The following is a 23,149-nucleotide window of genomic DNA, read 5'->3' as shown; positions in this document are numbered from 1 at the left end:
CCTGAAAAACGGCAACCCGGTTTATCTGACATACCGCATACATTGATATTGCGACTGCTGCGCAGCCGAACGGGGACAAGCCCCCTCGCCACAGGTGGAAACCATGCCCCGGTCCAAACAGGATTGGCTATCGTCTGCGGTGAACGCGCCAAGCCAATACTCCAAGCACCATCAGTCCAAAGCCCCCGACCATCGCCCACATCACCTGGTCATAACTCACCAGCGGCTTCTCGATCCGCAGATACCCCGGTTGCAGCAGCAACTCGCGCATTGCCTTGTTTGCCTCGGCCAGTGTCACGTCTTGCAGTGCCTTGGCCGGGTTGACGAAATGGCCGTCCTCGTAGTCGCCAAGGGCGCTCCAGTAATAGTCCGCCAGGGCGCTGTTGCCTTGCACGGCCCAAGCCTGGCGAGCGATGGCGGCTTGCTTGAGACGGGCGAAGGTGGCGGCGTCGAGGCCGTTCTTGAGTAGATCGGCTTTAAGCTCATCCAGCACCTGTTCCGCTGCCAGCACGTCGTCGCGATCAAGGTCGGCGTTCAGGCTCATGAAGCCCACCCCGCCAAATACCTCGCGCTCGGCCGAGGGACCGTAGGACAGCCCATGGGCCAGGCGCAATTGGCGATAGAGCGCCCAATCCAGATAGTCCTTGAGCAGATCGAAGGTTTCGTCATGCTGGTCTTCCAGCACCGGTTCCGGCACCAGCCAGTGCAACTTGGCTCCGCCGCCGACGAAACCGTTACTCAAATTGCGCTCGTGGGCCGCGCTGGCCTGAATGTCTGGCAGCGGCAGGTGAGCGCTAGGCTCAACCGCTTCGAGCGCACCATAGGCCCGTTCCAGATAGGCCGGCAGCAAGCGGTCGAGGTCACCGACCACGATCAGGGTCATGTTGTTGGGCGCGTACCAGTCCTTGCGCACCTTCTCCAATTGCTCGCGGGTCAGGTGATCGACTTGCGCGCGCTCGGGGCATTTGAGGCCCAGCTCCACCGCCAACTGATTACTCGCGGTGTGGCCCAGGTCCTGGCGATCCAGCCAGCGTTGCAGGTGCGAGTAATGACCACCGTCTTCGCGCTCGACCACTTGCTTGGCGACGTTGATCGCATTGTCATCGATCCGGGTCTGGGTCAGCAGCGCCAATAACAGGTCGAGGACCTTGCGCTGGTTTTTCGCCGGGGCTTCGATGACGAAAGTCGTGTCGGCATTGCTGGTGTAGGCATTCCACTCACCGCCCAAGGCCTGCATGCGCTCTTCCAGACCGCCTTCGCCGGTGGCGTCGATGCCGCTGAACAACAAGTGTTCGAGCAGATGCGGCAGCTCTTTGTCGGCACAGCTGAAATCATCCAGGCCCACGCCAACCACCAACCGGATCGCCACATGCCCGCGCTCGGTGCCCGGTTTGAGGACCAATTGCAGGCCGTTGCGCAAGGTGTAGCCCTCGACCTGAAAGCGATCCAGGGCAAATGAAGGCAGTGAGCCAAGCAGCAGACAAGCGAACAGCAGACAACGCATAACGAGTTTCCGTACGACCAGCGTAAGTTCAACAGACTTCAGGTAACTGTGGACGTTCAGGGTGAATGAGTGATGTCAGTCAAATCGTCGACCGCCAGAGCGCCGGTGTCCGAAGTGCCCAACACCGCATAGGCACTGCTGCAGAACAGCGAATTCAAGCGTCTCATGTCAGCAATCAGTTCCAGATGCAGCGAACTGGTCTCGATACTTTGCACGATCTTACGGTTTAAACGGCTGACATGAGCGTGGGCCAGGCGGCGCTCCTGTGCGCGAAAGCGACGTTTCTCACGCAGTAACTGGCGGGCACTTTCCGGGTCGGCACTAAGGAACACTGACAACCCCAGACGCAGGTTGGCAATCAGCTGACTGTGCAGCCCCGCCAACTCCTCCAGGCCGACCTCGGAAAAAGACCGGCGTTGCGAGGTTTTCTGCTGCTGAACCTTGCGCAGCATGCGTTCGATCAGGTCGCTGGAGAGTTTCAGGTTGATCGCCAGCTCGATGGTTTCCGCCCAGCGCCGACTGTCCTGCTCGCTGAGGTCTTCGCGGGGCATTTGTGCCAGATAGAGCTTGATGGCGCTGTAGAGCGCTTCAACATCATCGGTCAGGCGACGAATTTCCTGGGTGACGGCGGTCTGTTTGCCGCGCAGCACGTCGAGCATGGCTTCGAGCATGCTGTCGACCAGATCGCCGATGCGCAGGGTTTCCCGGGCAGCGTTGGCCAGCGCCAGACTCGGGGTAACCAAGGCGGTCGGGTCGAGATGCCGCGGTTTGGCTGTGCCATTGATGTCCGGCCGCTCTGGCAGCAACCACGCACAGAGCTTGGCCATCGGCCCGACGCTGGGCAACAGGATCAGGCAACGCACGGTGTTGTAGAGCAGGTGGAAACCGATGACCATTTCCTGAGGGCTGAAGTCGAGGCTGTCGATCCAGTGCACCAACGGGTCGAGCACCGGAATGATCAGCAGAAGGCCGATCAGTTTGTACAACAGGCTGCCGAGCGCCACCTGACGACCGGCCGCGTTCTGCATGCTGGTGCTGAGGAAAGCAAGAATACCGCTGCCGATGTTGGCGCCGATCACCAGGCCGATGGCCACTGGCAGGCTGATCACGCTGGCACCGGCAAGGGTCGCGGTCAGCAGGACGGCAGCCAGGCTAGAATAGGAAACCATCGCGAACAGCGCGCCGACCAAGGCATCGAGGAGGATGTCGCCGGTCAGGGAGGCGAAGATGACCTTCACCCCTTGCGCCTGAGTGATCGGCGCGGCGGCCTCGACGATCAGCTGCAGCGCGAGAATGATCAGCCCCAGACCGATGCTGACCCGGCCCATCTGTCCGACCCGGGTCTGCTTGCGTGACAGGAAGAAAATCACCCCGAGGAAAATCAGCAGCGGCGACAGCCACGACAGGTCGAGGGTCAGTACCCGCGCCATCAGCGCGGTACCGACATCGGCGCCGAGCATGGTCGCCAGGGCCGGCGTCAGCGCCATCAGGCCCTGACCGACAAACGAGGTCACGAGCATGGCGGTGGCATTGCTGCTCTGAACCATGGCGGTCACCATGATCCCGGCGACAAACGCCAGCCAGCGCCTGGACATGTTATGGGCGATCACGTGGCGCAAGTTGGAGCCATAAACCCGCAGGATGCCGGTTCGGACGATGTGCGTGCCCCAGATCAAAAGGGTCACGGCCGATAACAAATTGAGCAGGGTGAGCATGCAGACCCCCTGTGGTGGTAGCGCCCCAGTGGGGCAAGTCAACGGTGCCGCGCGTTTTTCTACGTTGTACTTAAGCTGTAGTTGGCTAATGGTCTGGACGCCAGCATCGCATAGCTAAAGAAGCGATTGAAACAAAACTGTCATGAAAACAGTTTGCTGCAGAGATGACAAAGGGGCCCGAAGGCCCCTTTGTCATCGCAGGGTGTTCGGGTTACTGCCCCGGAACATCCTTGCGCAGTTTTACCGGATCCTGCTGTTTGCGCTTTCTCGCCATGGCGGTGCGCAACTTGATGTTGATCGCTTCCACCGCCAACGAAAACGCCATCGCGAAGTAGACGTAGCCTTTTGGCAAGTGCACTTCGAAGGACTCGGCAATCAACACGGTACCCACCAGCAACAGGAACGACAGCGCCAGCATCTTCAGCGACGGGTGCTTGTCGATGAACTCGCTGATGGTGCCAGAGGCCCACATCATCACTAGTACCGCAACGACAATCGCCGCGACCATGACCGGTACGTGGGACACCATGCCAACGGCAGTGATCACCGAGTCCAGCGAGAACACGATGTCGATGATCGCAATCTGAATAATGGTGTAGAGGAAGTTGCCACCTTTGCCGCTCGGCTCGTCGTTGGCTTCATCTTCACCTTCCAGCGCGTGGTACATCTCTTGCGAGCTCTTCCACAGCAGGAACAGGCCGCCGAAGAACAGGATCAGGTCACGCCCGGAAATCCCTTGGCCGAAGACTTCGAACAGGTCTGCGGTGAGGCGCATGACCCAGGTGATCGACAGCAGCAACAGGATCCTCGTGATCATGGCCAGCGCCAGGCCGAAAATCCGGGTGCGCGCCTGCATGTGCTTGGGCATGCGGCTGACCAGGATCGAGATCATGATGATGTTGTCGATGCCCAGGACGATCTCCAGGGCAGTCAGGGTGAAGAAGGCAACCCAGATTTCAGGGTTGGTCAGCCATTCCATGTGTATTCCTTTGAGGATGTGTTAAACCACGAAGGGCCCAGGCTTCAAACAACAAAGCCTGGACCCGTCATGGTGAGTCTTGAGCTTATAGAGTGCTGAACAGCGGAAAAATCCCCATCAGCAATGCAGCGACCAGTATGCACAGGCAAACCAGCACTGCCCACTTCAAGGTGAACCGCTGATGGTCACCGAATTCGATACCGGCCAGGGCCACCAACAGGTAAGTCGATGGTACCAGCGGGCTCAGCAAGTGGACGGGCTGACCGACGATCGAGGCACGTGCCATTTCCACCGCGGTTATACCGTAATGACTGGCGGCTTCGGCAAGTACCGGTAACACGCCGTAATAAAAAGCATCGTTCGACATGAAGAACGTGAACGGCATGCTCACCAGCGCGGTGATCACGGCCAGGTACGGGCCGAGGAAATCGGGGATGACCGCCAGCAGGCTTTTCGACATGGCATCGACCATGCCGGTGCCCGACAGGATACCGGTGAAGATACCCGCGGCAAAGATCAACCCGACCACCGCCAGCACGCTACCGGCGTGGGCCGCAATGCGATCCTTCTGCATTTGCAGGCAAGGATAATTGACGATCATCGCGATACTGAACGCCACCATGAACAGCACCGGCAGCGGCAACAGGCCGGCGACCAGCGTGCACATCAGTCCCAGGGTCAAGGCGCCGTTGAACCAGATCAGCTTTGGACGACGGGCATCCGGGAACTGCGAAACGCTGATTTCGCTGTGATCGACTTCATCACCGACCAGGTGCAGTTCACCCAGACGTGCACGCTCGCGTTTACCGTAGAAGTAGGCAATCGCCAGGATCGCCACCACGCCGGCCAGCATCGCCGGAATCATTGGCACAAAGATGTCGGACGGGTCGACATGCAGCGCACTGGCCGCACGAGCCGTCGGGCCACCCCAAGGGGTCATGTTCATCACGCCACCGGCGAGGATGATCAGACCGGCCATGATCCGCGGGCTCATGCCGATACGGCTGTAGAGCGGCAGCATGGCGGCCACGCAGATCATATAAGTGGTCGCGCCGTCACCATCAAGGGAAACGACGAGCGCCAGTACGGCGGTTCCGACCGAAACTTTCAACGGGTCGCCCTTGACCAGTTTGAGGATCTTGCGCACAGCCGGGTCGAACAGGCCGGAGTCGATCATCAGGGCGAAGTAGAGAATGGCGAACATCAGCATCACGCCGGTCGGCGCGAGCTTGGTAATGCCTTCGAGCATCATCGGGCCGATCTTCGGCGAGAAGCCGCCGAACAGGGCGAAGATGATCGGGATGATGATCAGAGCGATCAGCGCGGACAGGCGCTTGGTCATGATCAGGAACATGAACGTGATGACCATGGCGAAGCCAAGGAAAGTCAGCATAGGAATACTCCAGGCGTAGCGCGGCTAGGGAATGGCGAACCGGATGGGCTCAGCGCAGAACGGGAAGCACGAGACGTACGGGCGGAGTGACAGCGAAGAGGCGGGTAGTAGCGGACATCAGAATCACCATTGTTGTTGTTTAATGGACCGGGCGGGCGATAAAACACTCGCATTGGCCAACCGGTCTGTTGCCGGCAGTGAGGGCGATCCTAATCGGGGAAGCTTTCAGCCAGCTTTCGCGAGTGAAAGCATTGACCGAATGTACAACCGGTCGTCGGCCCGGTTGAAAGGCCGTAAACACGGGGTCAGGAGCAAAAGACATGGGCAAACTTCACACCGGCGGCTGCCACTGCGGACAAATCCGCTATCAATTCAGCGGGCCATTGCACGACATCGCTCACTGCCATTGCTCGATTTGCCGACGGGTCAGCGGCGGGATCGTGACCACCTGGATCACCGTGCCCGCCTCAGCATTTGCATGGGTGGCGGGTACGCCGTCCCGTTACGAGTCTTCGTCCACCTGCGTGCGATATTTCTGCCCAAACTGTGGGGCGCAATTGGCGCTGGTGACGCAGCTCAGCCCCGAGAGCATCGACGTGACCATCGCCACTCTCGACCATCCCGAGCAGGCGCCGGCCGAGCGGCATATCTGGACCGACAGTCGTTTGCCGTGGCTGCATCTGGACGAGCACTTGCCTGGTGAGGTCCAAGAACAACTCTGATCAGAAAACAGACAGGTTCAGCGGCCGGATTGCGCCCATCCAGATCGCGTGCTCGGTGTGGTCGAGCAGATCGTCGCCCGTGTCCGGGTGCAGGAATATCACTAATCCCTTGCGGTTGAGTGCCAGCCACGGCAACACCGCGCCGAGGTGTTGCGGCTCGAACGCCAATTGGCAGCTCCAGTCTGGATGCGGGCCGACCGGGCGTTCGTGCAGGCGACCCATCTTCAGCGGAAACAATTGCGCTGCCTGCTCACAAGGCCCGTGCCTGCGGCAGGGTGCTGGCATCGAAATAGACATGGGCGTGGTAACCCTTGATCGTTTGCATCTGACTCCCTCTGAAACCTTGTCGAACCCTCGCCGCTTCCCGCAGGTCACACACCATATACGCCGAATAGTAGGGAGCACGGCCATGAAAAATGCCGAAACCCCGGTGGTGAAGGTAGTGCTTTATGGTGCCATGAGTAGCCTGGGCAGTGCGCTGATGGCTGAAATGCTGCGGCGCCAGCATGAAGTGATCGCGATTCTCGATGACCTGAACGCGCTCGCGCCGCGCCCGGGTTTACGCACCAAGGCTGGTGATCTGTTCGATGCCAAGCGGGTCAAGCAGAGCGTGGCCGGCTGTTCGGCGGTGATCTGCCTGCTCGATGCGCCAGGGTTGCCGATGAACAGTGAACACATCGAAAAATCCATCGTGCCCGGCCCGGTCGAAGAGGTGCTAGCGGTGGATGCACTGATCGACGGCATGCAGGCCGCAGGCATTTCCCGGCTGTTTGTGGTGGGCGATTTCGAGGTGCTGGACGACCCGGAAATCGAAGACCCGTTACAACGCCACGCCGCCGAAGAAATCCGCGAAGCTCTGCAAAGCAGCTCGTTGCACTGGACCTTGGTAAATGCACCACGCCGCGTGCCCGGGTTGACCATCGAGCATTTCAGTCACGTCAGCAGTAGCCTGGAACCTGGCCTGGCCGCAGCACTGGAACGGCTGAACAGGGTAGCTGTAGGAATTGCCGATGAGCTGCACCTGAACCTGCATGTTGGTGAGCACGTGAGTTTTATTGCGACGTCGGAATAGTAAAAATCGTCCAACCCCCGTCTACACCGCAATCGAAGGTAAAGGGAGGCCATTGAGCGATTGCGCACTGCTGGCCTGTTCCGCCATCAACCAATCCACAAACAGTTGAATCAGCGCCCCACGCCGTTTGCGCTGGGGCAGAACCACGTAATAGCCCAGCCGGGAAATCACCGTGTCGGCAATCGGGCGACACAACAGACCTTGCGCCAACAAGTTATCCACAAGGTGTCGCCATCCGATTGCGACGCCTTGGCCGCCAATCGCCGCCTGAATCAGCAGGGTGTAATTGTCGAAGCGCAGTTGCCCCGGCGCTGGGGCCGAGGTGATTCCCAACTCGCGAAACACGCCGCTCCAGTCGAACCAGTTGCTGCTGTTTTCGCCTCGCAGGTGCAGCAGCGGAAACTCCAGCAATGCCTGTGCCGGCAAGGGCAGGGGACGGTCCTTCAATAGCAGCGGACTGCACACCGGAAACACCTCTTCGCTGAACAGCCAATGGCTCTCGCCTTGCTTGAACCGGCCATCGCCGAACAGCACCGCCACATCGATATCGGTTCGCAGCATGTTGTGGCTGCGTTCGCTGGTGACCAGGCTGACGTCCACTTGAGGGTTGGCGGTATGGAAGCGGTGCAGGCGCGGCATAAGCCAGTACGCAGCGAAGGCAAAGTCGGTAGCCACCTGCAATACTTCGTGCTGTTGTTGTGCGCTGATCGCGCTCAATCCTGCATCGATGTTCTGCAAACCGAGCTGAACTTGCTCAAACAGAATAGTCCCGGCCTCAGTCAGCTCGATACCGCGATAAATACGATCGAACAACCGGGTAGCGAGCTGTTCTTCCAATCGTTTGATCTGCTGACTGATGGCCGGTTGCGTGGTGCCGAGCTCCACCGCAGCGGCGGTGAAACTGCGTTGCCGGGCCGCGGCATCAAAAGCACGCAGCAGGTCCAGGGACAAATCACCGAGGGCGTCATACATAAGCTGTGCTTATCCTAGTCATTGCCTGGCATGGGCTTTACCACAAAGATTATGGACTCCATGCTCGATCACAGCACTCTCGCATAAATATCCACTATGGAATGCCGCGATCACATGAAGCGCAAAAATATTCTTTTCATCATGGCCGATCAAATGGCCGCGCCAATGTTGCCGTTCTACGGCCCTTCGCCCATCAAACTGCCGAATCTCAGCCGCCTCGCCGCCGAAGGCGTGGTGTTCGACGCCGCTTATTGCAATAGCCCCCTTTGCGCGCCGTCGCGTTTCACCCTGGTTAGCGGTCAGTTGCCGAGCAAGATCGGCGCCTACGACAACGCGGCCGATTTCCCCGCCGACGTTCCAACCTATGCCCATTACCTGCGGCGCCTCGGTTATCGCACCGCTCTGTCGGGCAAAATGCATTTCTGCGGCCCGGACCAGTTGCACGGCTATGAAGAACGCCTGACCAGCGACATCTATCCGGCCGATTACGGTTGGTCGGTGAACTGGGATGAGCCGGACGTACGCCCAACCTGGTATCACAACATGTCATCGGTCCTGCAAGCCGGGCCCTGCGTGCGAACCAATCAACTGGATTTCGACGAGGAGGTGGTATTCAAGGCCCAGCAATACCTGTTCGACCACATCCGCGAGGATGGCGATCAGCCGTTCTGCCTGACCGTGTCGATGACTCACCCACACGATCCGTACACAATTCCCAAAGCTTTCTGGGAGATGTACGACGATGCCGACATCCCTTTGCCCGAAACACCCGCACAGGATGAACTCGACCCTCACTCCCAGCGTTTGCTCAAGGTCTATGACCTTTGGGACAAGCCGCTGCCTGTGGATAAGATTCGCGACGCGCGCCGTGCCTACTTCGGTGCGTGCAGCTATATCGACAGCAACGTCGGCAAACTTCTGCAAACACTCGAGGAAACCGGACTAATCGATGACACCATCATCGTATTCTCCGGTGACCATGGCGACATGCTCGGCGAGCGCGGCCTTTGGTACAAAATGCACTGGTACGAAATGGCTGCCCGTGTACCGCTGTTGATCAGTGCACCAGGGCAATTCGGGGCCGGGCGGGTCAGCACTGCGGTGTCCACTGCCGATCTGTTGCCGACCTTTGTCGAACTGGCCGGCGGCTCTCTGGAACCGGGTCTGCCGCTGGACGGCCGCTCGCTGGTTTCGCACCTGCAAGGGCAGGGCGGTCACGACGAGGTGTTCGGCGAGTACATGGCCGAAGGCACCATCAGCCCGTTGATGATGATTCGCCGTGGTGCCTACAAATTCATCTACAGCGAAGACGACCCTTGTCTACTCTTCGACGTACATAACGATCCGAAGGAACAAGAAGAACTCAGCCAATCGCCGCAACATCGGCAGCTTTTCGAGGAGTTTCTCGCCGAAGCGCGGGCCAAATGGGATATCCCGGCGATCCACCAACAGGTGCTCGCCAGTCAGCGACGCCGGCGTTTCATCGCCGACGCCCTGACCATCGGCAAGCTGAAGAGCTGGGATCACCAGCCGCTGGTGGACGCCAGTCAGCAGTACATGCGCAACCACATCGACCTCGACGATCTGGAACGTAAAGCACGTTATCCACAACCCTGCCAAAACCAATAATGTTAAGGGGAAGTCCATGCAAAGGTTATCCACAGTACTGACGGTCGGGCTTCTGGCTCTGGGCAGTGCCTCGGCCTATGCCGAGCAAAGCTGCGAGACGGTGAAAATGGCCGACCCTGGCTGGAGCGACATCGCTGCAACCAACGCCATCACCGGGTTTCTGCTGGATGGCATGGGCTACAAGGCCAAGGTCGACACGCTGGCGGTGCCGATCACCTTTGGCGGTCTGAAGGATGGCCAGGTGGATGTATTCCTCGGTAACTGGATGCCGGCGCAGCAAGGCTTCTACGACAAGTTCGTGGCCAACGGCGACGTTACGCAACTGGCGAAGAACCTCGACGGCACCGAGTTCACGCTGGCGGTCCCGGATTACGTTTGGGACGCGGGTGTGCATAACTTTAACGACTTGAATAAATTCGCCGACAAGTTCGACAAGAAGATCTATGGCATCGGCTCCGGAGCCCCGGCGAACATTTCGCTGCAAGAGATCATCAAGAAGAACGACTTCGATCTGGGTCAGTGGAAGCTGATTGAGTCCAGTGAGCAGGCGATGCTGGCCGAAGTGTCTCGCGCGGTGAAGAAACAGAAGTTCGTGACCTTCCTCGGCTGGACGCCCCACCCGATGAACGTGCAGCTGAAAATGCATTACCTGAAGGGCGGCGAGAAGTATTTCGGTGACACCGGCAGCGTTTATACACTGACCCGCAAAGGTTATGCACAGGCCTGCCCGAATGTCGGCAAGCTGCTCACCAACCTGACTTTTACCCAGGAAATGGAGAACAGCATCATGGCCGAGGTGGTGAACAAAAAGGTTAGCAATGCCGAGGCGGCCAAGGCCTGGATCAAAGCCAACCCGGCGGTGTTGGATAAGTGGCTGGACGGTGTGAAGACCGTGGACGGGAAGGATGCGTTGCCGGCGGTCAAAGCCAAGCTCTAAACCTGTGGGAGCGAGCCTGCTCGCGATGAGGCCCTGTCAGTCACATTAATGTTGAATGACACGCCGCTATCGCGAGCAGGCTCGCTCCCACAGGCGCCGGTCCTGATACTCTTTCGTAAAACCCCGCCCGAGAGGACCCATGGCCTTCCCCAGCCGCCATTCACTCTTTCCCTTCCTGACCTGGTTGCCCCGGCAAACCCGCGCCAGCGTCGGCCGTGATCTGATTGTCGGCCTGAGTGGCGCGATTCTCGCGTTGCCGCAATCCATTGCCTACGCCCTGATCGCCGGTCTCCCACCGGAATATGGCTTGTACGCCGCGATCATCCCAGTGCTGATCGCCTGCCTCTGGGGTTCGTCGTGGCATTTGATCTGCGGTCCTACGGCGGCCATTTCCATCGTCCTATACGCCAGCGTCAGTCCTCTGGCCGTCCCTGCGTCGCAAGACTACGTCACGCTGATCCTGCTTCTGACACTCCTTGCGGGCATTTTCCAGTGGCTGCTGGGTTTGCTGCGTTTCGGTGCCCTGGTGAATTTCGTCTCTCACTCGGTGGTGCTGGGCTTCACCCTTGGAGCAGCGGTGGTGATTGCCATTGGGCAACTGCCTAACTTGCTGGGGCTGGATGTGCCCAACCAGGCCACGGCGCTGAACAGCCTGGTGCTGCTGTTCAGTCATCTCAGTGAGGTGGACAAACCCTCGCTGGTACTGGGCCTGGCCACGGTCGCAGTGGGCATCGTGCTGAAATTGCTGTTGCCGCGCTGGCCGACGCTGTTGATCGCTCTGGCCCTGAGCGGGTTGCTGGTGTGGCTGTGGCCAGCGATGTTCGGTCATGTGCAGTTGGTCAGCGCCTTTGTCGGACGACTGCCGCCCTTTAGCCCGTTGCCGCTGGATCTGGACTTGGTGTTGCGTCTGCTGCCTAGTGCTGTGGCGGTCGGCATGCTCGGACTGGTGACGAGCCTGTCGATTGCCCGCTCCTTGTCGGCGCGCTCGCAGCAGTTGCTCGACGCCAATCAAGAAGTCCGCGCCCAGGGTTTCTCGAACATGGTCGGTGCGTTTTTTTCCGGCTCGCTGTCAGCCGGTTCCTTCACCCGCTCGGCCCTGAGCTATGACGCCGGTGCCTGCTCACCGTTGGCGGGTTTTTTTTCAGCGGTGTGGGTGGCGTTGTTCGCTATCTTCGGTGCGGTATTGATCGCGCACATTCCGATCCCGGCCATGGCCGGCAGCATTTTGTTGATCGCCTGGGGATTGGTCGACCATCGCGGCATTCGCGCCTTGTTGCGGGTCAGCCGTGCCGAGTTTCTGGTCATGGCGCTGACCTGTGTCGCGACGCTGTTGCTGGAGTTGCAAACGGCGATCTACGCCGGTGTGCTGGCCTCGCTGTTCTTCTACCTCAAACGCACTTCGCAGCCTCGGGTGCAGCATTGGCGTGAGGGCGACGAAGACATTCTGAGAGTTGGCGGTTCAATTTTTTTCGGCGCCAGCCATTACCTGCAAGTGCGCCTGCAACGGATGCACGGCGCGCGGGTGGTGATCGAGGCGCAGCAGATCAACTTCATCGACTATTCGGGCGTGGAAATGCTGCACCAGGAAGCGCGACGGCTGCTGCGCCAGGATCGCAGCCTGACCCTGCGGCGGGCACGGCCACAGGTGGTGGAGGAATTGAGAAAGCTCGAGGGCGCGGAGAAATGCCCGATTCGCTTCGAAGATTGAAACATCCCACCTTGGAATAAACACCGGCCTGTGGCGAGGGGGCTTGCCCCCGTTCGGCCGCGCAGCGGTCGTGGCAGTTTTGGGACGGCTTCGCCGTCCAACGGGAGCAAGCCCCCTCGCCACAAAAGCCTAGAGCGCGAGCTGGCGGCGGAGTTCGGCCAACACCGGCGCTGTATCCGGGCGCACGCCGCGCCACAGATAGAAAGCTTCCGCCGCCTGCTCGGCCAACATTCCCAGACCATCCATCGTCACCGCCGCACCGTGCTCGCTGGCCCAGCGGCAGAACGAGGTCGGTTCTTTGCCGTACATCATGTCGTAGCAAACCGTCTTGCCCGGCTCGATCAAACTGCTGGCAATCGGCGGTATATCGCCTGACAGACTGGCGGACGTAGCATTGATGATCAGGTCCACCGGCTCCCGCAACCAATCGAAACCGCTGGCCGATACCGGCCCCAGATCCGCGAACAATTCCGCTAGCAATTCGGCTTTTTCCACTGTGCGGTTGGCGATGATCACCGACGCCGGTTGCTCCGCCAGCAATGGCTCCAGCGCCCCGCGCACCGCACCGCCGGCCCCGAGCAGCAGGATGCGTTTGCCCGCAAGGCTGAATCCGGCGTTGACCGTCAGGTCCCGCACCAGCCCGGCGCCATCGGTGTTGTCACCCAGCAGACTGCCATCGGCCAGTTTGCTCAGGGTATTCACCGCGCCGGCCCGCTGCGCTCGCTTGGTCAAACTGTTCGCCAAACGATAGGCATCTTCCTTGAACGGCACCGTCACATTCGCCCCGCGCCCTTCGCGGAAAAATGCCTGGGCACAGCCGGAAAAATCATCGAGGGGCGCCAGCAAAGTGCTGTAGTCCAGTTTTTGCCCTGTCTGCTCGGCGAACAGACGATGGATCAACGGCGACTTACTGTGGCCAATCGGATTACCGAATACGACGTAACGATCCATCAGAATTCCTCGTTCAGGCCTTGGCCAACCAATCGCGGTCTTGCAGGAAGTACTCGGTCAGGCGCGCTTCTTCACTGCCCGGCTCGGCCTTCCAGTCGTAGGCCCAGCGCACTTGCGGTGGCAGCGACATCAGGATCGACTCGGTACGCCCGCCCGATTGCAGGCCGAACAGCGTGCCGCGGTCATAGACCAGGTTGAACTCGACGTAACGACCACGCCGAAACTCCTGGAATTCACGCTGTTTGGCCGTGAACGCATCATTCTTGCGGCGCTGCACGATTGGCAGGTAAGCGTCGATAAACGCATCGCCGATGGCGCGCATGAAGGCGAAGCTCGTATCGAAGTCCCACTCATTCAAGTCATCGAAAAACAGGCCGCCAATGCCACGCGGCTCGTGGCGATGCTTGATGTGGAAGTAACTGTCGCACCAGGCTTTGTAGCGCGGGTAGACGTCTGGCCCGAACGGCGCACAGGCCTGTTCGGCGACGCGGTGCCAATGCACGCAGTCTTCTTCATTACCGTAATAAGGGGTCAGGTCGAAGCCGCCACCGAACCACCAGACCGGCTCTTCACCTTCTTTTTCAGCGATGAAAAAGCGCACATTGGCGTGGGACGTCGGTACATGGGGGTTGTGCGGGTGAATCACCAAAGACACGCCCAAGGCTTCGAAGCCTCGGCCGGCCAGTTCTGGCCGATGAGCGCTGGCGGAGGGTGGGAGACCGCTGCCAAAGACGTGGGAAAAGTTAACGCCGCCCTTTTCAATGACCGCGCCGTTTTCGATCACCCGGGTGCGACCGCCACCGCCGGCAGGCCGGGTCCAGGCATCTTCGACGAAACGCGCGCCGCCGTCTTCAGCTTCCAGGGCAGCGCAAATGCGGTCTTGCAGGTCGAGCAGGTAGGCTTTTACGGCCTCGGTGCGGGTAGTCATGGCATCACCTTGAATCGGGCAAAGCTACGCGGCGCTCATACAGGCCGGCGGCAAATTGCTGCGTAGGATAACACTGCACCTTGTGCCGTCGCAGTTGACGAAGGTCAAGCTTTAAGAGTCCGATAGGGCGCTTGGCGCTACAACTCTAGAAGCTAATACTTAAGGAAAGTGCAGATGGCAAAGCGTATCCAGTTCCGCGCCCATGGCGGTCCCGAAGTGCTCGAGCATGTCGATTACCAACCCGCCGAACCCGGCCCGCTGCAGGTGCGCGTGACCAACAAGGCCATCGGCCTGAACTTCATTGACACCTATTACCGCGGTGGCCTTTATGCGCCACCCGCCTTGCCGTCGGGCCTGGGCGCTGAAGGCGCGGGTGTGGTCGAAGCAGTCGGAAGCGAAGTCACCCGCTTCAATATCGGCGATCGCGTGGCGTACGGCAGCGGCCCATTGGGCGCTTATAGCGACGTTCATGTATTGCCGGAAGCCAATCTGGTGCATCTGCCGGACGCCATCAGCTTCGAACAGGCCGCCGGCGTGATGCTCAAAGGCCTGACCGTGCAGTACTTGCTGCGCCAGACATATGAGCTCAAGGGTGGCGAAACCATTCTGTTCCACGCAGCAGCCGGTGGCGTCGGCTCACTGGCCTGCCAATGGGCCAAGGCCTTGGACGTGAAACTGATCGGCACGGTCAGCTCACCAGAAAAAGCCGCACTGGCGAAAGCCAATGGCGCCTGGGCGACCGTCGACTACAGCCATGAAAACGTCGCGCAACGCGTGCTGGAATTGACTGACGGTAAAAAAGTGCCGGTGGTGTACGACGGTGTAGGCAAAGATACCTGGCTGACGTCACTCGACAGCGTCGCACCTCGAGGGCTGGTGGTGAGTTTCGGTAATGCTTCGGGCGCAGTGGACGGAGTGAATCTGGGGATTCTCGCGGGGAAGGGTTCGCTGTACGTGACCCGACCGACCCTGGCGACCTACGCCAACAACGCTGAAAACCTGCAAAGCATGGCCGATGAACTGTTCGAGATGATCATCAGCGGCAAGTTGAAGGTGGACATCAGTCAGCGGTATCCATTGGCTGATGCGGCCAAAGCGCAGACCGAATTGTCGGCGCGGCGCACGACGGGCTCGACCGTTTTGTTGCCTTAAGATTTTTTGTGTCTGTGAGGGCCTCTTCGCGAGCAAGCCCGCTCCCACACTCGATTATTGGTGAACACAAAATTTGTGTTCACTGAAGATCTACTGTGGGAGCGGGCTTGCTCGCGAATGGGGCCACCTCAGTCTCAATCCGGGCGCACAACGTGGCCGGTGGCCAGATCGCGAATCACGCTCGGATTCTTGCGCCCACCCAGATTGCCACCCAGCACCCAATCAACCTGCCCGCGGAAATACTGCTCCACGCGAATCCGCGTCCGCGCCGCCGGCCGCCCCTGAGGGTTGGCCGAGGTCGACACCAACGGCCCGACCAACGCACACAAATCCCGCACCAGTGGATGATCGCTAACCCGCAACGCCACCGTTTCATGCACACCGGTAATCCACTGGGGCAACATATTTTGATGCGGCACCAGCCAGGTGTTGGGGCCAGGCCAGGTGCTGGCCATGCGGTCCATCCACAGTTCAGGGAAGTCTTCGAAGAGGAAGTCAAACTGGCGAATATTGTCGGCCACCAGAATCAGGCCTTTATCCACAGACCGTCCCTTGATCAGCAACAGACGATCCACCGCCTCTTCGTCCCACGGGTCGCAACCCAAGCCCCAGACAGCTTCGGTTGGATAGGCAATGACCGCCCCAGCGCGAATTTCTCGTGCGGCTTGTTGCACACGCCAACTGTTAACCATGAAAGACTCTCCGGAATAAGGCTCTGCGCAGTTTACCGATCTTCCCTGTAAAACCTAGCGTCCCCGCGCAAGCCAGCGGCCGCTTTCACAGACCGCACGGCCGTCCATTTCCAGCTCCGTCAGCGCTGCCAATACTTTCGACAACGCCCAGCCACTGGTGATCGCCAGCGCTTCGCTGGTATGGGGCGCCGCGTGGAGCAATATGAGCAGTGGATGAGTCTCTGTCGTTTGCGGCGTTTCTGTGGATAACGGCAGCCGTTGCCAGCCGCGCAAGGCTTCGAGGATGTGCTCGATGGTTTCCACCAGCACCGCACCGTCGCGGATCAGCTGATGACACCCCTTTGCCCCAGGGTGATGGATCGATCCTGGAATCGCATACACCTCACGCCCCTGTTCCGCCGCCAGCCTCGCGGTGATCAACGAACCACTGGCAACACTCGCCTCGACCACGAGCACGCCGAGGGACAAACCGCTGATGATTCGATTGCGCCGGGGGAAGTTGCCGGGGGAAGGGCCGGCCTCCAGCGGGAACTCCGAAAGTACCGCGCTTCCCGAAGCGATCATGGCGTCCGCCAGCCTTCGATTGCGCTGTGGATAAAAATTTTCCAGCCCCGTGCCAAGTACGCCGACCGTTTGCCCGCCAACATCCAGAGCCGCCTGATGCGCGGCGGCATCGATGCCCAGGGCCAGACCGCTGGTGATGACAAAACCGGCGCCGGCCAGACTGCGGGAAAACGCGGTGGCAGTGTCCATTCCCGGTCGCGAAGCACGACGGCTGCCGACCATCGCCAGCTGTGGTTTTTCCAGAATTCCCGGATCGCCCGCGACGAATAACAGCGGCGGCGCATCACTGATTTGCGCCAGCAAGGCGGGGTAGTCAGGTTGGTCCCACATCAGTAAATGCTGGCCCGGGCGCTCTAACCAGGCCAATGCGTGACTGGCGCCGTCACGGACTTCAATAGAGCGCCGGCCCTCCACGCAGGCGAGTGGCAGGCCCAACGCACGCCAGGCGTTGGCCGGTGCGCTGATGGCTTTGGAGGCAGAGCCGAAGGCCTCAAGCAATTTCTTGAAACGCGCAGGGCCGAGTTCCGGCAAACGGTGCAGGCGTAAACGGGCTTCCAGTTCCGCAGGGGAAACGGACGTGCAGGCAGACAGCGACATGGATCATCCTTGATCGTTATAGAATCCCATCGAATCGGGAATAAGCTGTGGATAACTCTGTTGGTAACTTGTGAGCAGGCTTAAGGATTTCGCACCTTGTCCATCACCGCCAAAGAGCGCGATGCGTTAAGGACAAGCCCGTAGCTGAGCTTGTCGTAAGTGCGGAAGACCATCAGCAAACCGGCCCGCTCGTCGGGAATTTTCAATGGCTGGCCGGTGATCCGGTCACGCACGGTTTCACCGGTTTTCATCACCGCCAGCACATTGCCTTCGGCCAGGCCATCGCGCTGCCCCTTGTTCAACGTGACGACATCCAGCGCGCCGATCTGGGTGACCCCACGCGGGACATCGATAATCAAGCCGTCGATTTCGGCAGTTGGCGCACTGGGCATGAAGGTCGAATTGATCGAGCGCTCTTCACCGCCGAACAGCCGGTCGCCGAGTCGCACTTCCTGTGTGGTGCGTTGCAAGGCCAGGGTGGCGACGTCGCCTTCAGTGGCAATGATCTCGCCGCCACCGATGTCGTCGGCGTTGATCCCCAGAAACTCCTTGCTCTGCGGATCGGTGTAGACCTTGCCCTGACGGAAGATGCCGTACACCGGTTGTGCCGGGTCGAAATGGCCACGCGCGAATATTCGATCACCCGTGCCGCTGAGCACCCGTTCGGCATCGCCGGCGACGATGTAGGGCGCCTTGTCGAAATCCTCTGCCTTGTCGACGATGCGATTGCTCAGCAGAAAGCTGTTGATCGATTTCAGCGGAATACTCGGAATGGCATCGGCCACCGGCGAGCTACGGATTCGTGGCGAAAGCTTGATGGTGCCCCGGGAAGCGCCGCGATTGAGGGTCAGGCGTGGCTGACCGTTGACGTAGACCAGCGACAGCGTATCGCCCGGATAGATGAGATTGGGGTTTTCGATCTGTGGATTGGCCTGCCAAAGCTGCGGCCACTCCCACGGTTCACGCAGGTATTTGGCGGAAATGTCCCAGAGTGTGTCCCCTGCCACCACGGTGTATTGCTGTGGAAAACCTTCCCTGAGTTGCACTTGCCCATGCGCAAAACCGGCCGAGGCCAGAAGGAGCAAGGCGAGTAGTGATTTCCTCATGCGGTGAATCCCTTTATTATGTACGTTCGCGTGAAACGCCAGAGCCCTCGTGGCTCGCTTCCTGCTCATTATTGAAAAGCCGGAAGCTACGTTCACAACGGTAGCCTGCATCCTCGGACTCGCCAGGCCATCGACCCGACTTTACCTCACACGTGCAGCAATTGAGCTTATGGCCATTTTAGACATCCTCGAATTCCCCGACTCGCGCCTGCGTACTATCGCCAAACCAGTGGCTGTAGTGGACGACGAAGTGCGTCAGTTGGTCGATGACATGTTTGAAACAATGTATGAAGCGCCAGGCATCGGCCTCGCCGCGACCCAGGTCAACGTGCACAAACGTATCGTCGTGATGGACCTCTCCGAAGACCGCAGCGAGCCACGGGTGTTCATCAACCCCGAGTTCGAAGTCCTGACCGACGAGGTGGACCAGTACCAGGAAGGCTGCCTTTCGGTGCCGGGTTTCTACGAAAACGTCGACCGCCCGCAAAAGGTCAAGATCAAGGCCCTGGACCGCGACGGCCAACCGTACGAACTGATTGCCGAAGGCCTGCTCGCGGTATGCATCCAGCATGAATGCGACCACCTCAATGGCAAATTGTTCGTTGATTACCTGTCTACGCTCAAACGCGACCGGATCAAGAAGAAACTGGAAAAGCTCCATCGCCAGAACGCTTGATGCCCTTCTTTCAAAGGCTTGCTGCGGCAAGCCTTTTTCTTTTCAAGACGCTTTGTAATTGAGAGCTTTCATGACTGAGCCACTGCGCATTGTCTTTGCCGGTACCCCGGAATTCGCCGCCGAACACCTCAAGGCCCTGCTCGACAGTCCTTACGAGATCGTTGCGGTCTACACCCAACCGGACCGTCCGGCGGGCCGTGGGCAGAAGCTGATGCCGAGCCCGGTCAAGCAGTTGGCGTTGGAAAACAGTATCCCGGTGTTGCAGCCACCAACCCTGCGCAACGAAGACGCTCAGGCTGAACTGGCCGCACTGCAACCGGATTTGCTGGTGGTGGTCGCTTACGGGCTGATCCTGCCGCAAGTGGTGCTGGATATTCCGCGTCTGGGCTGCATCAACAGTCACGCATCCTTGCTGCCACGCTGGCGCGGTGCGGCGCCGATCCAGCGCGCTGTTGAAGCGGGTGACAGCGAAAGTGGCGTGACCGTGATGCGCATGGAACTGGGCCTCGACACCGGGCCGATGCTGCTCAAGGTCACCACGCCGATCAGCGCCGAAGACACCGGCGGCAGCCTCCATGATCGCCTCGCAGAGATGGGCCCACCGGCCGTGGTTCAGGCGATTGCCGGCCTGGCCGCAGGCACTCTGGAAGGCGAAGTGCAGGACGACAGCCTCGCCACCTACGCACACAAATTGAACAAGGACGAAGCGCGCATCGACTGGAGCCGTCCGGCAGTTGAGCTGGAGCGTCTGGTTCGCGCCTTCAATCCTTGGCCGATCACCCACAGCACGCTAAACGGTGAAGCACTGAAAGTGCTGGCTGCGAGCCTGGCCGAAGGGCAGGGCGCGCCGGGTGAAATTCTCAGTGCCAGCAAAGACGGTTTGGTTGTCGCCTGCGGTGAACAGGCACTGTGCCTGACTCGCCTGCAATTGCCCGGCGGCAAGGCGCTGAACTTCAGCGACTTGTTCAACAGCCGTCGTGAGAAATTCGCCGTCGGCACCGTTCTCGGTCAAGCGGCGGACGCTCAATGAATCCACGTCTGGCTGCCGCCAAGGCACTTGCTGCTGTTCTTAACGGAAAAGCCTCACTCAACAGTTCTCTGCCGACGCAAATGGACAAGGTCGAAGACCGCGATCGCGGCTTTACCCAGGACCTGGCGTTCGGCACGGCTCGCTGGCAGCCGCGTTTATCGGCGCTGGCGGCCAAGTTGCTGCAAAAGCCGTTCAAAGCAGCCGATGCCGATGTCGAGGCGCTGTTGCTGGTCGGCCTCTACCAACTGCTCTACACCCGGGTTCCGGCCCACGCGGCCATCGGCGAAACCGTTGGTTGCGCCGACAAACTGAAAAAGCCGTGGGCCAAAGCCTTGCTCAATGCCGTGCTGCGCCGCGCCCAGCGGGAAAGCGAAGCGCTGCTGGCCGAGCTGGAGCACGACCCGGTGGTGCGCACCGCTCACCCACGCTGGCTGCAAAAATCCCTCAAGGCCTTCTGGCCTGAGCAGTGGGAAGCCATTTGCGCGGCGAACAACGCTCACCCGCCGATGATTCTGCGGGTCAACCGTCGCCATCACACCCGCGATGCCTACCTCGGCTTGCTGACTGAAGCGGGCATCGCTGCCAAGCCCTGCGTTTACAGTCAGGACGGCATCATCCTCGACGCAGCGGCCGACGTGCGCAGCCTCCCGGGTTTCGCCGAAGGCTGGATCAGCGTGCAGGACGAAGCCGCGCAACTGGCCGCCGATCTGCTGGACCTCGCGCCAGGCCAACGGGTGCTGGACGCCTGCTGCGCACCGGGCGGCAAAACCTGCCACATCCTTGAGGCCGAGCCCAAACTGGCCGGCGTGGTGGCTGTGGATCTGGAAGCCAAACGTCTGGTGCGAGTACGGGAAAACCTTGCACGCCTGGGCCTGAGCGCCGAACTGATCGCCGCCGACGGCCGCGACACCGCGACCTGGTGGGACGGCAAACCGTTCCAGCGCATTTTGCTGGACGCGCCGTGCTCGGCCACCGGGGTGATCCGTCGTCACCCGGACATCAAACTGACCCGCCAACCCGATGACATCGCCGCGCTGGCGGTGCTTCAGGGCGAGCTGCTTGATGCCATGTGGATAACGCTGGAAGTGGGCGGCATTCTGCTTTACGCCACCTGCTCCACGCTGCCGACCGAGAACACCGAAGTCATCGAAGCGTTCCTCGCTCGCACACCGGGTGCCCGTGAACTCGACATCGCTAGTCAGGCCGGCATCAAGCAGCCCCATGGTCGCCAATTGCTGGCCCAGGAAGGCGGCCATGACGGGTTCTACTACGCCAAGCTGATCAAGATTGCCGCCACGCGCGGTTAACCGGTTTTAAAGGAGTGACTGGATGAAAATCATCATCCTCGGCGCAGGGCAGGTCGGCGGTTCGCTGGCGGAACACCTGGCCAGCGAAGCCAACGACATCACCGTGGTCGACACCGATGGCGAACGCCTGCGCGACCTCGGCGATCGGCTGGACATCCGCACCGTACAGGGTCGCGGTTCGCTGCCAACGGTACTGCGTCAGGCCGGTGCCGACGACGCCGACATGTTGGTTGCAGTGACCAACAGTGACGAAACCAACATGGTGGCCTGTCAGGTCGCTCACACCTTGTTCCACACGCCAACCAAGATCGCCCGGGTCCGCGAAGCCACGTACCTGACCCGCGCCGAACTGTTCGATAACGAAGCGATTCCGGTCGACGTGCTGATCAGTCCGGAGCAAGTCGTTACCAACTACATCAAGCGCCTGATCCAGCATCCGGGTGCGTTGCAGGTAATCGACTTCGCCGAAGGCAAAGCACAGCTGGTGGCTGTGAAAGCCTATTACGGCGGTCCGCTGGTGGGTCAGCAACTGCGGCAGCTGCGCGAACACATGCCGAACGTCGAAACCCGCGTTGCGGCGATTTTCCGTCGTGACCGGCCGATCCTGCCCCAGGGCGATACCGTGATCGAGGCCGACGACGAAGTGTTTTTCATCGCCGCCAAAGCGAATATTCGCGCGGTGATGAGTGAAATGCGCCGCCTCGACGAGAGCTACAAACGCATCGTCATCGCTGGCGGAGGGCAGATTGGTGAGCGTTTGGCCGAGGCCATCGAAAGCCGCTATCAGGTGAAGATCATCGAGATGAACCCGGCCCGCTGCCGCCATCTCTCGGACACCCTCGACAGCACCGTGGTGTTGCAGGGCAGTGCCTCCGACCGCGACTTGCTGATGGAAGAGAACATCGCCGACGCCGACATCTTCCTGGCGCTGACCAACGACGACGAAGCCAACATCATGTCGTCGCTGCTCGCCAAGCGTCTGGGCGCGAAGAAGGTGATGACGATCATCAACAACCCGGCCTACGTCGACCTGATCCAGGGCGGCGACATCGACATCGCCATCAGCCCGCAATTGGCGACGATCGGCACCTTGCTGGCCCACGTGCGGCGCGGCGATATCGTCAGCGTGCACTCATTGCGTCGAGGTGCGGCGGAAGCCATCGAGGCCATCGCCCACGGTGATGAGAAGTCGAGCAAGGTGATCGGCAAGGCCATCGAAAACATCGGCCTGCCGCCGGGGACTACCATCGGCGCGATCATCCGCGATGAAGAAGTGATCATCGCCCACGACAACACAGTGATCGAAGCCGGCGACCATGTGATTCTGTTCCTTGTGGATAAAAAGCACATTCGGGATGTGGAAAAGCTGTTCCATGTGGGGTTGAGCTTTTTCTGATGATCGTTCCCACGCTCTGCGTGGGAATGCCTCAACGGACGCTCCGCGTTCGGCTTTGAATGGGACGCAGAGCGTCCCGGGCTGCATTCCCACGCGGAGCGTGGGAACGATCACTGACT

General features: G+C 60.1%; 20 protein-coding genes and 1 pseudogene. 10 read left to right on the top strand and 11 right to left on the bottom strand.

Annotated features, from left to right (window positions below; all coding sequences use genetic code 11):
* Positions 1–127: 127 nt before the first annotated feature.
* The 4 genes from KVG95_RS15315 to KVG95_RS15300 form a co-directional block, all read right to left on the bottom strand.
* Positions 128–1,504, bottom strand: coding sequence for a M16 family metallopeptidase (locus tag KVG95_RS15315; RefSeq protein ID WP_217857010.1), 1,377 nt, complete (start codon positions 1,502–1,504; stop codon positions 128–130).
* 56 nt (positions 1,505–1,560) lie between these two features.
* Positions 1,561–3,219 carry a Na/Pi cotransporter family protein gene (locus KVG95_RS15310; RefSeq protein WP_123720076.1) on the bottom strand — a complete coding sequence of 553 codons (1,659 nt, stop codon included), beginning with the start codon at positions 3,217–3,219 and terminating at the stop codon, positions 1,561–1,563.
* Positions 3,220–3,430: 211 nt separating this feature from the next.
* Complete coding sequence (locus tag KVG95_RS15305) at positions 3,431–4,198, bottom strand: TerC family protein (RefSeq protein WP_217857009.1); 768 nt, start codon at positions 4,196–4,198, stop codon at positions 3,431–3,433.
* Positions 4,199–4,283: 85 nt separating this feature from the next.
* Positions 4,284–5,591, bottom strand: a complete 1,308-nt coding sequence (locus tag KVG95_RS15300; protein ID WP_052963541.1) for a CitMHS family transporter — start codon at positions 5,589–5,591, stop codon at positions 4,284–4,286.
* A 320-nt stretch (positions 5,592–5,911) separates the two neighbouring features.
* On the opposite strand from KVG95_RS15300, the gene KVG95_RS15295 reads away from it, so the two are divergent.
* The gene (locus KVG95_RS15295; protein ID WP_217857008.1) at positions 5,912–6,313 is read left to right on the top strand and encodes a GFA family protein; all 402 of its coding nucleotides are present in this window, start codon (positions 5,912–5,914) and stop codon (positions 6,311–6,313) included.
* Here the strand turns inward: KVG95_RS15295 and KVG95_RS15290 are convergent.
* Positions 6,314–6,638, bottom strand: a pseudogene (locus KVG95_RS15290) (DOPA 4,5-dioxygenase family protein).
* An 84-nt stretch (positions 6,639–6,722) separates the two neighbouring features.
* Here KVG95_RS15290 and KVG95_RS15285 point away from each other — a divergent pair.
* Positions 6,723–7,385 (top strand): NAD(P)-dependent oxidoreductase, encoded by a 663-nt coding sequence (locus KVG95_RS15285; protein ID WP_217857007.1) that lies wholly within the window; start codon positions 6,723–6,725, stop codon positions 7,383–7,385.
* A 21-nt stretch (positions 7,386–7,406) separates the two neighbouring features.
* Here KVG95_RS15285 and KVG95_RS15280 read toward each other — a convergent pair whose 3' ends face one another.
* Entirely contained in the window at positions 7,407–8,357 is a 951-nt protein-coding gene (locus tag KVG95_RS15280) for a choline sulfate utilization transcriptional regulator (protein WP_217857006.1), read from the bottom strand.
* A 114-nt stretch (positions 8,358–8,471) separates the two neighbouring features.
* On the opposite strand from KVG95_RS15280, the gene betC reads away from it, so the two are divergent.
* From betC to KVG95_RS15265, 3 genes are all read left to right on the top strand, one after another.
* Positions 8,472–9,986, top strand: coding sequence for a choline-sulfatase (gene betC / locus KVG95_RS15275; protein WP_217857005.1), 1,515 nt, complete (start codon positions 8,472–8,474; stop codon positions 9,984–9,986).
* Positions 9,987–10,002: 16 nt separating this feature from the next.
* Complete coding sequence (choX, locus tag KVG95_RS15270) at positions 10,003–10,923, top strand: choline ABC transporter substrate-binding protein (RefSeq protein WP_217857004.1); 921 nt, start codon at positions 10,003–10,005, stop codon at positions 10,921–10,923.
* A gap of 139 nt (positions 10,924–11,062) precedes the next feature.
* Positions 11,063–12,631, top strand: a complete 1,569-nt coding sequence (locus KVG95_RS15265) for a SulP family inorganic anion transporter (protein ID WP_217857003.1) — start codon at positions 11,063–11,065, stop codon at positions 12,629–12,631.
* Between the two features lie 129 nt (positions 12,632–12,760).
* On the opposite strand, the gene aroE is transcribed toward KVG95_RS15265, so the two are convergent.
* Together aroE and hemF are read right to left on the bottom strand one after the other, a co-directional pair.
* Entirely contained in the window at positions 12,761–13,582 is an 822-nt protein-coding gene (aroE, locus tag KVG95_RS15260) for a shikimate dehydrogenase (protein WP_217857002.1), read from the bottom strand.
* Between the two features lie 13 nt (positions 13,583–13,595).
* Positions 13,596–14,510: an oxygen-dependent coproporphyrinogen oxidase gene (gene hemF / locus KVG95_RS15255; protein ID WP_007902928.1), complete on the bottom strand. Its 915-nt coding sequence runs from the start codon at positions 14,508–14,510 to the stop codon at positions 13,596–13,598.
* A 174-nt stretch (positions 14,511–14,684) separates the two neighbouring features.
* Here hemF and KVG95_RS15250 point away from each other — a divergent pair, with 174 nt between their 5' ends.
* On the top strand, positions 14,685–15,662 hold the full coding sequence (locus KVG95_RS15250) for an NADPH:quinone reductase (protein ID WP_217857001.1): 978 nt from the start codon (positions 14,685–14,687) through the stop codon (positions 15,660–15,662).
* Between the two features lie 134 nt (positions 15,663–15,796).
* On the opposite strand, the gene tsaC is transcribed toward KVG95_RS15250, so the two are convergent.
* From tsaC to KVG95_RS15235, 3 genes are all read right to left on the bottom strand, one after another.
* Positions 15,797–16,354 (bottom strand): L-threonylcarbamoyladenylate synthase type 1 TsaC, encoded by a 558-nt coding sequence (gene tsaC / locus KVG95_RS15245; protein WP_052963530.1) that lies wholly within the window; start codon positions 16,352–16,354, stop codon positions 15,797–15,799.
* 54 nt (positions 16,355–16,408) lie between these two features.
* Positions 16,409–17,515 carry a DNA-processing protein DprA gene (gene dprA / locus KVG95_RS15240; RefSeq protein ID WP_217857000.1) on the bottom strand — a complete coding sequence of 369 codons (1,107 nt, stop codon included), beginning with the start codon at positions 17,513–17,515 and terminating at the stop codon, positions 16,409–16,411.
* Between the two features lie 80 nt (positions 17,516–17,595).
* Positions 17,596–18,621: a LysM peptidoglycan-binding domain-containing protein gene (locus tag KVG95_RS15235; protein WP_217856999.1), complete on the bottom strand. Its 1,026-nt coding sequence runs from the start codon at positions 18,619–18,621 to the stop codon at positions 17,596–17,598.
* A gap of 169 nt (positions 18,622–18,790) precedes the next feature.
* On the opposite strand from KVG95_RS15235, the gene def reads away from it, so the two are divergent.
* From def to trkA, 4 genes are all read left to right on the top strand, one after another.
* Positions 18,791–19,297, top strand: a complete 507-nt coding sequence (gene def, locus KVG95_RS15230; RefSeq protein WP_008007919.1) for a peptide deformylase — start codon at positions 18,791–18,793, stop codon at positions 19,295–19,297.
* 70 nt (positions 19,298–19,367) lie between these two features.
* A complete protein-coding gene (gene fmt, locus KVG95_RS15225; protein WP_217856998.1) occupies positions 19,368–20,327 on the top strand; it encodes a methionyl-tRNA formyltransferase in 960 nt (319 codons plus the stop codon).
* A complete protein-coding gene (rsmB, locus tag KVG95_RS15220) occupies positions 20,324–21,634 on the top strand; it encodes a 16S rRNA (cytosine(967)-C(5))-methyltransferase RsmB (RefSeq protein ID WP_217856997.1) in 1,311 nt (436 codons plus the stop codon). The genes fmt and rsmB overlap by 4 nt, the downstream gene beginning before the upstream one ends.
* A 22-nt stretch (positions 21,635–21,656) precedes the next feature.
* Entirely contained in the window at positions 21,657–23,030 is a 1,374-nt protein-coding gene (gene trkA, locus KVG95_RS15215) for a Trk system potassium transporter TrkA (RefSeq protein WP_217856996.1), read from the top strand.
* Positions 23,031–23,149 lie beyond the last annotated feature (119 nt).

The organism is Pseudomonas farris, from assembly GCF_019145235.1.
Lineage (GTDB): Bacteria > Pseudomonadota > Gammaproteobacteria > Pseudomonadales > Pseudomonadaceae > Aquipseudomonas > Aquipseudomonas farris.
Note: the sequence above shows the minus strand (reverse complement) of the source record. Positions and strands in the feature narration are given on the sequence as shown.

Excerpts from the sequence above, each read along its gene's own strand:
- choX (WP_217857004.1), top strand. The coding sequence starts at position 10,003 with ATGCAAAGGTTATCCACAGTACTGACGGTCGGGCTTCTGGCTCTGGGC.
- KVG95_RS15250 (WP_217857001.1), top strand. The coding sequence starts at position 14,685 with ATGGCAAAGCGTATCCAGTTCCGCGCCCATGGCGGTCCCGAAGTGCTC.
- trkA (WP_217856996.1), top strand. The coding sequence starts at position 21,657 with ATGAAAATCATCATCCTCGGCGCAGGGCAGGTCGGCGGTTCGCTGGCG.
- KVG95_RS15315 (WP_217857010.1), bottom strand. The coding sequence starts at position 1,504 with ATGCGTTGTCTGCTGTTCGCTTGTCTGCTGCTTGGCTCACTGCCTTCA.
- KVG95_RS15280 (WP_217857006.1), bottom strand. The coding sequence starts at position 8,357 with ATGTATGACGCCCTCGGTGATTTGTCCCTGGACCTGCTGCGTGCTTTT.
- KVG95_RS15295 (WP_217857008.1), top strand. The coding sequence starts at position 5,912 with ATGGGCAAACTTCACACCGGCGGCTGCCACTGCGGACAAATCCGCTAT.
- KVG95_RS15310 (WP_123720076.1), bottom strand. The coding sequence starts at position 3,219 with ATGCTCACCCTGCTCAATTTGTTATCGGCCGTGACCCTTTTGATCTGG.
- KVG95_RS15265 (WP_217857003.1), top strand. The coding sequence starts at position 11,063 with ATGGCCTTCCCCAGCCGCCATTCACTCTTTCCCTTCCTGACCTGGTTG.
- KVG95_RS15305 (WP_217857009.1), bottom strand. The coding sequence starts at position 4,198 with ATGGAATGGCTGACCAACCCTGAAATCTGGGTTGCCTTCTTCACCCTG.
- aroE (WP_217857002.1), bottom strand. The coding sequence starts at position 13,582 with ATGGATCGTTACGTCGTATTCGGTAATCCGATTGGCCACAGTAAGTCG.
- betC (WP_217857005.1), top strand. The coding sequence starts at position 8,472 with ATGAAGCGCAAAAATATTCTTTTCATCATGGCCGATCAAATGGCCGCG.
- KVG95_RS15235 (WP_217856999.1), bottom strand. The coding sequence starts at position 18,621 with ATGAGGAAATCACTACTCGCCTTGCTCCTTCTGGCCTCGGCCGGTTTT.
- def (WP_008007919.1), top strand. The coding sequence starts at position 18,791 with ATGGCCATTTTAGACATCCTCGAATTCCCCGACTCGCGCCTGCGTACT.
- tsaC (WP_052963530.1), bottom strand. The coding sequence starts at position 16,354 with ATGGTTAACAGTTGGCGTGTGCAACAAGCCGCACGAGAAATTCGCGCT.
- rsmB (WP_217856997.1), top strand. The coding sequence starts at position 20,324 with ATGAATCCACGTCTGGCTGCCGCCAAGGCACTTGCTGCTGTTCTTAAC.
- hemF (WP_007902928.1), bottom strand. The coding sequence starts at position 14,510 with ATGACTACCCGCACCGAGGCCGTAAAAGCCTACCTGCTCGACCTGCAA.
- fmt (WP_217856998.1), top strand. The coding sequence starts at position 19,368 with ATGACTGAGCCACTGCGCATTGTCTTTGCCGGTACCCCGGAATTCGCC.
- dprA (WP_217857000.1), bottom strand. The coding sequence starts at position 17,515 with ATGTCGCTGTCTGCCTGCACGTCCGTTTCCCCTGCGGAACTGGAAGCC.
- KVG95_RS15285 (WP_217857007.1), top strand. The coding sequence starts at position 6,723 with ATGAAAAATGCCGAAACCCCGGTGGTGAAGGTAGTGCTTTATGGTGCC.
- KVG95_RS15300 (WP_052963541.1), bottom strand. The coding sequence starts at position 5,591 with ATGCTGACTTTCCTTGGCTTCGCCATGGTCATCACGTTCATGTTCCTG.